Below are 11,024 nucleotides of genomic sequence, written 5' to 3' on the forward strand. Positions count from 1 at the left end.
CCTCGCTCTGCTTAGTTAATCTCACCTGTCTTGGGGTTGTAACCCCAAATCACGTTAGGATTGCCTCGAGAGGCCATACGCTGACGGTAAATGTTTGATACCACTTCCGCATCACCTGCGAGCAGCGCTTTAGTAGAACAAAGCTCAGCACACATAGGTAACTTGCCCTCAGCAATACGGTTAGCACCGTATTTTTTACGCTCAGCTTCGGAGAAGGTTTCTTCTGGGCCACCGGCACAGAAAGTACACTTGTCCATCTTGCCACGACTACCAAAGGCAGTCTTTTTCGGGAATTGCGGTGCACCAAATGGACAAGCATAGAAGCAATAACCACAACCGATACAAGTATCTTTGTTGTGTAGCACTATGCCGTCTTCGGTACGGTAGAAACAATCTGCCGGACATACGGCCATGCAGGGAGCGTCAGTACAGTGCATACAAGCCACTGAAATTGAGGCTTCGCCAGGTAGACCATCGTTGATCGTCACCACGCGGCGACGTTGAATTCCCCACTCGAGAGCGGAGTCGTTTTCGTTCTTACATGCAGTGACGCAACCGTTACACTCGATGCAGCGCTTGGTGTCACACAGAAATTTCATGACTGCCATAATGGCTTATCTCCTCATCAAGTAGGTTAGGCTTTGCTGATTTGGCATAGGCTGGACTTAGTTTCTTGCATCTGAGTCACAACGTCGTAGCCATAAGTTAAAATGGTGTTTGCAGATTCGCCTATCACGTAAGGCACAGTGCCTTCTGGATAGTTTTTCGCTAGGCTTTCGCCTTCAAACACCCCAGCAAAGTGGTATGGCATAAAACATTCACCGGCAATAACGCGCGGTGTCACCATAGCCTTAACCGTGATTTTGGCGCCTTCTGGACCATGAACAAAAACATTGTCACCGTCACGAATACCGCGATCCGCTGCATCTGCAGGGTTCATTTCGATGAACATTTCTTGTTGTAGTTCAGCTAACCAAGGGTTAGAACGGGATTCTTCACCACCACCTTCATATTCCACTAGGCGGCCTGATGTGAGTGCCAATGGGAAGTCTTTAGCAAAATCCTTGTCTTGAATTGACTTATACAGTGTCGGTAAACGTGCAACCATACGATCTTCGTAGGTGGGGTATTTAGCGACTAAGTCACGACGAGGCGTGTAAAGTGGTTCGCGGTGGCGTGGAATATCGTCTGGGAATGTCCATACAATACAACGAGCTTTAGCGTTACCGTAAGGGATACAGCCGTGCTTGATAGCAACACGTTGGATACCGCCGGAAATGTCAGTTTTCCAGTTTTTGCCTTCGGCGTGTTTTTTCTCGTTTTCGGTCAGGTCATCCCACCAACCTAATTGCTTAAGCATATCGGCGGTAAATTCAGGATAGCCATCTTGGATCTCACTGCCTTTAGAGTAAGTACCTTCGGCAAGAATATTATTGCCTTCATGTTCCACACCATAGCGAGCACGGAAGTTACCGCCACCGTCTTTCACATGTTTGGCTTCGTTATACAGAATCTGGGTACCAGGATGTTTCATCTCTGGTGTTCCCCAACAAGGCCAAGGTAAGCCATAGGTTTCGCCTTTGGCAGGACCGCCGGGGGCTTCTAGGCTATCAGCATCAAAAGTACCCCAGTTTTCTTGGTGCATTTTTAAACGCTCTGGGCTTTGTCCTGTATAACCGATAGTCCACATACCTGTGTTAAATTCGCGGGTGATATCTTCAATCAAAGGCTCTTCACCATTGACTTTAATATGCTTGAATAGCTCTTTATCTATACCCACTTTTTTGGCGAGTTTGTACATGATCACATGATCAGGCAGGGATTCGAACAAGGGTTCTATGACCTTAGAACGCCATTGTACTGAGCGGTTAGTCGCAGAGATTGAACCGTAGGTTTCAAACTGGGTTGCCGCAGGAAGTAAATAAACCCCATCTTGACGTTGGTGCATAACACCCGCCATGGTTGGGAATGGATCGACAACGACGACGGTATCCATTTTGTTTAAGGCTTCACGCACTTCACGGCCACGGGTTTCAGTGTTGACCGATTGTCCCCAGAAGAACGCCAGACGAATATTGTCTTTTTGCGCTATCTTGGTTTTATCTTCTAACACGCCATCGTGCCAGCGCGAACAAGGAATACCCGCAGAGGTTTGCGGTTTTTGTCCTAGATATTCGCCTTGATCGAAACGGCTCGCTACCCAATTAGGGTCGAGATCCCACACATTATTCCAATGAGCCCAAGCGCCAGTCGTTAAACCGTAGTAACCCGGTAAGTTATCAAATAACAAACCAAAGTCGGTTGCGCCTTGCACGTTATCATGGCCGCGGAAAATGTTAGTGCCGCCGCCAGGTACACCCATGTTGCCTAAAGCGAGTTGTAACATGCAGTATGAACGGGTGTTAGAGTTACCCACGTGGTGCTGAGTGCCACCCATACACCAAATAATGGTGCCGGGTTTGGTTTCAGCCATCATTTTGGCGACGCGGTACATCTGCGCTTTTGGTACACCCGCAACCAGTTCAACTTCTTCTGGGGGGTATTTTTTCACTTCTTCGCGGATACGATCCATGCCATAGACACGGTGTTTGATAAACTCTTTATCTTCCCAGCCGTTTTCAAATATGTGCCATAACAGGCCATAAATGAAGGGGATGTCTGTGCCAGGACGGATATGCACGTACTCGTCAGATTTCGCTGCAGTACGGGTGAAACGTGGATCAACAACGATGATTTTGGCACCGCGTTCTTTACCAATCAAAATATGCTGCATGGCAACAGGATGCGCTTCACTGGGGTTTGCCCCAATAAACATGATGCACTTAGAGTTGCGAATATCGTTGATTGAGTTGGTTTGCGCACCGTAGCCCCAAGTGTTAGCAACACCGGCTACCGTGGTAGAGTGACAAATACGGGCAGAATGGTCGACGTTGTTCGTACCCCACAATGCCGCAAATTTGCGATATAAATAAGCTTGTTCGTTAGAGAACTTAGCGCTACCCATAAAGTAGACTGAATCTGGGCCTGACTCTTGACGAATTGAAGCCATTTTATCGCCGACTTCATTAATCGCTTGATCCCAAGAGATCTTTTTCCATTTTCCGCCTTCTAACTTCATGGGGTATTTCAGGCGTTTTTCGCCGTGACCATGTTCACGCAGTGCAGCACCTTTCGCGCAGTGACCGCCAGCGTTGAACGGGTGATCGAATGCGGGTTCTTGACCCGTCCATACACCATTTTGTACTTCTGCATACACACCGCAACCTACGGCACAGTGAGAACAGATGGTACGTTTGACTTCAGTGGGAACATTATGGCCAATATCTTCTTGGGCCTGTGCTTTACGCATCATGCCTGTGCCCAGCATGGACGCCGCAGCGATCCCTCCTGTGGCAAGACTTGCCGATTTTAAGAACTGACGACGATTGAGACCCAGTGCTGGCGCTTTAGCTTCGACAACCTGGTCTGTTTTGCGGGTTAATCGCATCACACACTCTCCTCTATTTTAGTTTTAAAGCGACGCATAATAGCTACGAATATGGTCGGTTTCGCGGTAGTTCTCACTTTTAGGCTCTGTGGTCGCTGCCGTTTTTGTCGAAGCTAACGCTTGACTACTCACAGTGACCACTGCGCCTGCCGCACTGCCGAGTGCCAATGCTTTAAGCAATTGACGACGGCCCATGTCGGAAGCTGGCTTCTTCATAGTGTCTCCTTGTGTTACTGGATAAGGTGGTACAAACGGCTACCACCTCGGTTATTGTGGAAGCCTAAGCTTCCGTTATTGTTGCTAAGGTAAACATTAATCTCACCTTCGCAGTTTGAACTCATCTCTAACATTTACATTTAGCACGCACATGCCGCGCTATCACTCAGTTTAGTCTTAGTTCATTAACTCTACTGGTTTTGCTAAATCGCTGGTGGCTGGCTGTAAGTCTGCGCTGCCTGGGCAATTGACTGGAATATCTAAGCTTAATTGCTCAAAAGCACTGGCTTCCATTGCAAAAAACGCTTTTGCTAGCTGTGCAACCGTGGCGTAAAACGCCGCACTTGGCGCCTTGGCTAAATTGTCGCAAAAACGGCCAATCCAGCTGCCGATATGGCGTTGGTAAAAAGCCAATTGGCGATAACTTGGCGCTTCTAAAATCAGGGTTCCCATCACTTCACACAGTGCTGCAACGTGATCTTCGGGTTCCTTGACGTTGTCTTCGCGTTCAAACCCCAGTTGCATTAAGTCTTGGCGTAGCAATGCCAGTGGTTTATCCATCAATGAGCCCGTCATAAACCAGCTGCCGTAGGGCAGGATTTCACCGCAACCTACACCGAGGAACAGGGCAAAATACTCGTCTTCTAGTTGTGCGCTGTTAAACTGCTGTGCGGCGAGTTGGAGTGATAACCAAGCTTTAGTCATCTCGTTGTCTTCATTGGCATCAATTTCAAGATTGGCCAAAAAGTGTAGCAGTTCAGGGCTTGGCTGACGGCGCAATAGGGCGGCTAACAGTTGATAGATATCGGCTCTCAACTGATCGTTTTCTGAAACTTGTCTTACTGATTCGGTCATAGCGGATCTCTTATCGCAGTTGCTTTTCAGGATCTTGAAGAATGTCTTCAAACATGTCTTTTACCCGGCAGTCGCCACACATTTTCAAGCGTTCAATATTGGCAGAAAATGCGCTGTGCGCGCCGACCATATCCAGCATCCGATGCACCATAGATTGGGTCGCAAAAGGAGAGCCGCAGCGAATACATTCGAAGGGGGCTTCTTCTTTCAGGGTCTGTTGTTGCTGACGGGCAGCTTTATTAAAGTTAATTTGCGGGGTAAGGCTTATCACTTTTTCAGGACACGCTGCCTCACATAAACCGCATTGCACGCAGTTTTGCTCAATAAAGTGTAGTGCAGGTTTGTCGCCACCATCTTGTAATGCCACGGTTGGGCAAATTGCCACGCAGGACATACACATAGTGCACTTTTCTACATTTACACTGACTTTGCCAAAGGGAATATTGTTGAGGCTAAGGCAAGTATCAATTTCACCCGCTTGGCTATTGAGGTGATCTATCGCTTCAAATAGCGTGTTGCGTTTAGTGGTCGACACAAATGCGGCGGGCACGATCACGGGCCAATCTAAGCTGATATCGAGCATCGAATGTAAATCGGCAAGCATGCTCGGGTCGATGAGGCTAATGCGTTGTGGCTGGCCCATTTCATCTAAAATGCTATTGGCTAACGACAGTTCGCCTTTAAGCATTTGCGTTAGGGTTGGCGCTGTTGCGTCTGTGTTGAGGATCAGCACTTGGCGCGCGCCCCAAGCGAGTACTGACAACCAATGATCTACGCTAGCAACGGTAATTTCTTCGAGGGCAACGGGGATGATGTCGCCTGCTAAATCGTCGCTAATAAAGTTGGCGCCGACGGCATTATCGTGGAACAAAATCACCGGTGCGGTTTGGGCTTGTTCGCGGAAACGGCTAACGACTTTGTTCAGGTATGAATGCAAAGCTTGTGGCGTAGGTAAATCGTAACTGATAGCACCCGTCGGGCAAGCGCTGGTACAACTGCCTGCGCCGTGGCAAAGATATGGATCGATTTCAATTTTCTTTGCGACACTGCTGATCGCATCTGCTGGGCAGAAGTTGAGGCAACGATTACAACCATTGATGCCATTGCGGTCGTGGGCACAGATATCTGGGTTAATTTTGACGTAGCGCGGCTTATCAAATTGGCCTATGAGATCGGGAATTTGCGCAAGGGCATCTTCGAGTTTTTCAGCGTCTTGGCCTACGTAAAAATAGCCGGGTGGCAGCATTTCTAAGTTCAAACAAGCTGCGCTGCTCAAATCGAGCACGATATCGAAATGGGGTTTACGGATTGACACTAAACTGAGTTCGGCAGCACCATCTTGATGTTCAACACTGACTTGAAATTGGCCTAAAAAGCCTTTTACACCAATGAGTTTGTTGTAATAGCTTTCGACATCAGTTGCCGCTGCCATGACACGTTCTAGGTGTGCTTCATCTTGGCTGGTAATGGCTTCGTTGGCTAAAATCACCCTATGGGCCATAGTGGACAATTTGTCCGCGGCAAGGCGAGCCAGATCTTCTGGGCCAATAATAAGAACATTGCCTTCGGTGGTATAGCTGACAGTTGGCGGGATCAGATTCTGCAACATCTGAGTTTGCGTTAATACCTGTTGTCGCGCTTGTTTTAACGCTTCTTGGGTTTGATTGGTCATCAAATAAGTGCTCACATTGCGTTCCTGAACAGTACTTTGGCTGTTTCTTGTTTTACTGTATCTGGGCAGATTTAGGCGGCTGGTAATAAGTAAGTCATTGCCTTTTCTGCTTTTATCTAAGCTTTTTATATCTTAGTACAGCAATTCACATACCAAAGTTACGGACATTAAAATTAGCTAAACTGACGTTAAACAACTCGGGTATGTACCTGAGCTAAGGGCTCTGGTGCATTTTGGGGTAGGTCATCAGTCTCCCCATCCAAATTGTCCGTTATCGGCTCAGCTGCCCATTCGATTTCGACTTCATTAGTCTCATGAGTTGTTGTTTCGCTTACATCAAGACTCGTGGATGGATTGCTTTCTTCAGTTTGTTTGGCTAAAACAGCTGATTCTTCATCCGAGGTCTCGCTGTCTTCGGCTATGTAACGGAAGACTTTTTGCATCAATTCAGCTGAGACTTCTGCACTGAGTTTCGGTTGATTACTGTAATCGAGTGCATATTCCAAAAGCCCATCTATCTCGTTGAAATGCGGTTGTTTCCACAGTGCACGTAGCGCTGCAGATTTAGCCGCAGGGTCAACATTGGCGCCCATAAAACTTGCAAAGCTGCCGCCTATTTCAATTTCGTCGGGATTGGGTAAATCCGCTGCAGTGAGGATGCGATTAGGATCGTCATGCTCTGCAGTATTAGGTTCAAAGGCTGACTCTGTGGGTTGAAGCTGCTCAACTGCCATAGTGGGCTCGGCTACGATGGTCTCCAGAGGTGTGGTTTCCCCGTCAGCTCGCGCTTCCTCTGCTGCAACTTGTTCGCGCCGTTGGTTCCAGCGACTCAGTAGCCCGCCTGTTTTTTGTATGGATTCAGCCATTAGTCCCTCCGCAATGGATCGTGACTCGGGCCTTGATTATTACGGCCATCGACATGTTTACGGCGATGAGCGGCAATTTCGACTTCACCATATTGGGTGATAAAGGCTTCAATCCAACAAGCGATAGCTTTTGGCATCAATAAGTTGAGGACTGGGGTATTGCCCTCAAGACAACCCGCCGCGACATTCTGATCCGCCGATAATGCCGCCGGTATCCAAGTGCCATCGGCCGTTTCATCACATACTAAATACAGCATGGCGTTATCTAAATCGAGATTGAGGCGATAGCTGGCGCGTTCGTCTTTGTGCAGTTCGAGTAGCACTAAGGTTGCATCGTCTGGGGCTTGATGGGTGGCGGGAAGTAGGTGATCAATTTCCCATTGTACTGAGGTCCAGCGGCCAACTTGCTTCTCTATTTTCTTGAGTGAAACGTACATAGGCCAAACACTAGTTGTATGTTGCATTGTCTCTCCGTCTCAGCCGTGTTGATGGACAAACCGTAGAGTGAACGGTTCGGTTTTACCAACAAATTGCGATAAAAGGTCACTGCAATATTAGTGCCAGTAAACATAGTGGATTAGTTTGAGCTAGATCATCAAAAACACCCTATAAATTGGACATTTTGTCCAGTACAGGATTTTGTTTGGGACATAAAAGGGCTAATGAAAAATCAGCATTGCGGCAGATCACGCATTTAACCCCAATTTTTATGTCTAGGTATAAATATTGCTATGCTCTGGCCATGACTCGTTAAGCGGTAACATTATGATCTCTGAAAATATCACTATTCCTGATAACAACATGAGCACAGATAGCGAAATAGCGGTAGCCAATCCTTCTCAAAAAACTCAGCATCAGTGTTCTTTTGTGAGAACTCAAGTGGAAGTACCGCTAACCATTGCTGTAAAAGCAGTGAATGAAGCTGGGGAAGTGTTGGATAAATTTGTCGCTTGCGAACGTCCGCTTACCGTGTATTTGAACTGGCGACCAATAGTGACACTTATGACCCTAGGTGCGAAACCTGAGTCACTGGCGTTAGGTTATCTTAAGAACCAAGGCTTTATTTCGGATGTGAGCTTACTGGACTCTGTTATCGTCGATTGGGATGTGAGTTCTGCAGCCGTGGTTACCCGTGAACAAACCGCTGATCTTGATGAGAAACTCTCTGAAAAAACGGTGACATCAGGTTGTGGTCAAGGCACGGTTTATGGCAGTTTTATGCAAGATTTAGACGGCATTAATTTACCAACGCCAAGTCTTAAGCAAAGCACCCTTTATAGCTTACTGAAAAATATCAACGAATATAACGAAACCTATAAAAATGCGGGTGCTGTACACGGTTGTGGCTTGTGCGAAGACGATAAAATTATGGCTTTCGTCGAGGATGTTGGCCGTCATAATGCCGTAGATACTTTGGCTGGGGATATGTGGCTGACACAGGATCGCGGCGATAATAAGATATTTTATACCACTGGCCGCTTAACTTCGGAAATGGTGATTAAAGTCGCTAAAATGGGGATCCCTATTTTGTTATCGCGCAGTGGCGTGACTCAAATGGGCTTAGCACTAGCGCAGCAGTTGGGTATTACTATTATTGCCCGCGCGAAAGGCCGTCACTTTTTGGTGTATCACGGTAGTGAAAATCTGCAGTTTGATGCCAATACGGCTCCTTAGCCCCAAGTCAGCTAAGACATACATGCAGTAACGAAGAATAAGACAAGGAAACAAGATGACGTCTGCCAGTGAATTGGTCTACATGAGCGCGAAGCAAGTGGCTGAGTATTTAGATCTTAATGAGAAAAAAGTCTACGCCATGGCAAATGACAGAATTCTCCCCGCCACTAAAATCACCGGTAAATGGCTATTTCCAAAAGTGTTAATCGACCGTTGGGTAATGGATTCTTGCCACAGTGGCATGCTGACCGACCGTTTATTGATCACTGGTAGTGACGATCCACTATTATCTATGCTGGTGGCGCGTTTGATGGCGCAAGTTGGTAGCCGTGAGTTGATAAGCTACAGCGCAACAGGTTCACGCTTAGGGTTAGAGTTGCTTGCTAAAGGTTATGCCGATGTGTGCACCTTACACTGGGGTAGCATGGAGGATAGAAATATTCGCCACCCAGCTTTACTTAAAGGTTATAACAACCATCAACAATGGATCATGGTGCATGGTTATTCCCGTCAGCAAGGGTTGATCATGCGTGCCGATATGCACCACAGATGCCAAGAAGAAGATAAAGTCGTGAACTTGCCTTGGCGTTGGGTGAGTCGTCAGGGGGGCGCAGGTAGCCAACAGCACTTAGAGCATTGGTTGTTAAAGCAAGGTGCTCGCTTAGATCAACTTAATGTCGTGCTAACTGCCTATAGTGAACGCGAGTTGGCGGGTTATATCGCTAGGGGTGATGCCGATATTGGTTTTGGTTGTCAATCTGTGGCTTTGGAAAGTGGTTTAAGTTTCGTGCCGCTGATTAAAGAGTCTTTTGATTTCGTTATGCCGCAAAGCATTTACTTCCGTCGTCAGCTTCAACAACTTTTTACTATGTTGGCGAGCGGTCACTCGAGGCAAATGGCGGCACTACTTGGTGGCTATGATCTGACAGACTGCGGACAACTGCTATGGAGTGCGAGCTAATCCACTCAACTCGGTAATGGATTAAGGTGAATAGAGTTGAATGGTCTCTGAACTACTTATTACTGCTACTACATGCTGATATCTAATGTAGCCAGTTACTAACGAATAAGTATCAAAGAGACCCTCTTTATATTGCTGATTACGTTGTTTCGACTTTCTATGGTGGGTTGATGGGAGGCAACTACTATATATAGGTAAAGTATCTTCATCGCCAAATACACTCAGAGTGTCATCTTCTTCTGCTGTTCCCCGTCATTCTCCCATAAACGACTCCATATAAAAGTGGAGGTGAGATATTCCGGTTCGAGCAGCCGTTATTCTCATTTAAATCTGATAGCATTCATGCTCATGATCCCTTTGTCTTGATACTGTACGCTGGCAATCAATTGGGCCAAATTACAGATAAAGCGCTATTTTGTGGATAACTTTGGGGGTAAGTGGTGGGTATCTTGTGGCTAGATTAGATAATTAGAATTAACTGCAAATTTCCTGAAAATAGGGGTTGCACAAAATCTTCTGCTGCCTATAATGCGCATCCACTGACACGGCAGACAGCGAAAGCCAGCTGACGAGTTAGGTTGGATTGAGTAGCTTTTAAGCACTTAATTCAAGCGCAGCAAGAAGTTGTTAAAAACTCCTTGACGCGAAACGGGAAATGCGTAGAATACGCAGCCCTAGCCAACTGGAAGCGTTCGACGCTCAGTGCGGTACTCAAGTTCTCTTACGAATATTGAGTTGCTCTTTAACAAGATAAAACAAGAAATCTGTGTGGACACTCACAGGTGTTGAGTTAATCGAAACTGCTTARCCTTCGGGTTGGCAGTCAAAAATTTAAATCAATGTAACAATGAGTGTTCATAGYAATATGTACAGTTTGTTTCTTTAGCKAGAAACAAAAAATCAGAATTCATTGAGCCGCTGAAGTCGCAAGACGGAAGCAACAAAACTTTAATTGAAGAGTTTGATCATGGCTCAGATTGAACGCTGGCGGCAGGCCTAACACATGCAAGTCGAGCGGCAGCRCAAGGGAGTTTACTCCTGAGGYGGCGAGCGGCGGACGGGTGAGTAATGCCTAGGGATCTGCCCAGTCGAGGGGGATAACAGTTGGAAACGACTGCTAATACCGCATACGCCCTACGGGGGAAAGGAGGGGACCTTCGGGCCTTCCGCGATTGGATGAACCTAGGTGGGATTAGCTAGTTGGTGAGGTAATGGCTCACCAAGGCGACGATCCCTAGCTGTTCTGAGAGGATGATCAGCCACACTGGGACTGAGACACGGCCCAGACTCCTA

Annotated in this window: 9 protein-coding genes and 1 rRNA gene; 3 read left to right on the plus strand and 7 right to left on the minus strand. The window is 47.0% G+C overall.

Annotated features, from left to right (window positions below):
• Positions 1-11 precede the first annotated feature (11 nt).
• The 7 genes from fdh3B to L5M37_RS19000 all read right to left on the minus strand — a co-directional run bounded on the left by fdh3B (position 12) and on the right by L5M37_RS19000 (position 7,560).
• A complete protein-coding gene (gene fdh3B, locus L5M37_RS18970) occupies positions 12-608 on the minus strand; it encodes a formate dehydrogenase FDH3 subunit beta (RefSeq protein ID WP_006083566.1) in 597 nt (198 codons plus the stop codon).
• 26 nt (positions 609-634) lie between these two features.
• Positions 635-3,487, minus strand: coding sequence for a formate dehydrogenase subunit alpha (locus tag L5M37_RS18975; RefSeq protein ID WP_219235014.1), 2,853 nt, complete (start codon positions 3,485-3,487; stop codon positions 635-637).
• A gap of 24 nt (positions 3,488-3,511) precedes the next feature.
• Positions 3,512-3,703 (minus strand): twin-arginine translocation signal domain-containing protein, encoded by a 192-nt coding sequence (locus tag L5M37_RS18980; RefSeq protein ID WP_113940320.1) that lies wholly within the window; start codon positions 3,701-3,703, stop codon positions 3,512-3,514.
• A gap of 177 nt (positions 3,704-3,880) precedes the next feature.
• Entirely contained in the window at positions 3,881-4,558 is a 678-nt protein-coding gene (locus L5M37_RS18985) for a molecular chaperone (RefSeq protein ID WP_113940321.1), read from the minus strand.
• Between the two features lie 10 nt (positions 4,559-4,568).
• Entirely contained in the window at positions 4,569-6,230 is a 1,662-nt protein-coding gene (locus L5M37_RS18990; RefSeq protein WP_263201602.1) for a 4Fe-4S binding protein, read from the minus strand.
• Positions 6,231-6,418: 188 nt separating this feature from the next.
• Complete coding sequence (locus L5M37_RS18995) at positions 6,419-7,096, minus strand: DUF3306 domain-containing protein (RefSeq protein ID WP_263201599.1); 678 nt, start codon at positions 7,094-7,096, stop codon at positions 6,419-6,421.
• Positions 7,096-7,560 carry a DUF3305 domain-containing protein gene (locus tag L5M37_RS19000; protein ID WP_263201600.1) on the minus strand — a complete coding sequence of 155 codons (465 nt, stop codon included), beginning with the start codon at positions 7,558-7,560 and terminating at the stop codon, positions 7,096-7,098. The genes L5M37_RS18995 and L5M37_RS19000 overlap by 1 nt, the downstream gene beginning before the upstream one ends.
• 337 nt (positions 7,561-7,897) lie before the next feature.
• On the opposite strand from L5M37_RS19000, the gene L5M37_RS19005 reads away from it, so the two are divergent.
• The 3 genes from L5M37_RS19005 to L5M37_RS19015 form a co-directional block, all read left to right on the plus strand.
• Positions 7,898-8,770 carry a formate dehydrogenase accessory sulfurtransferase FdhD gene (locus L5M37_RS19005; protein WP_131525795.1) on the plus strand — a complete coding sequence of 291 codons (873 nt, stop codon included), beginning with the start codon at positions 7,898-7,900 and terminating at the stop codon, positions 8,768-8,770.
• A 55-nt stretch (positions 8,771-8,825) separates the two neighbouring features.
• On the plus strand, positions 8,826-9,731 hold the full coding sequence (locus L5M37_RS19010; protein WP_006083558.1) for a helix-turn-helix transcriptional regulator: 906 nt from the start codon (positions 8,826-8,828) through the stop codon (positions 9,729-9,731).
• 949 nt (positions 9,732-10,680) lie between these two features.
• Positions 10,681-11,024: ribosomal RNA gene (locus L5M37_RS19015) — 16S ribosomal RNA — on the plus strand; the annotation flags it as partial.

Source organism: Shewanella sp. SM69, assembly GCF_025653985.1.
Taxonomy (GTDB): Bacteria; Pseudomonadota; Gammaproteobacteria; order Enterobacterales; family Shewanellaceae; genus Shewanella; species Shewanella oncorhynchi.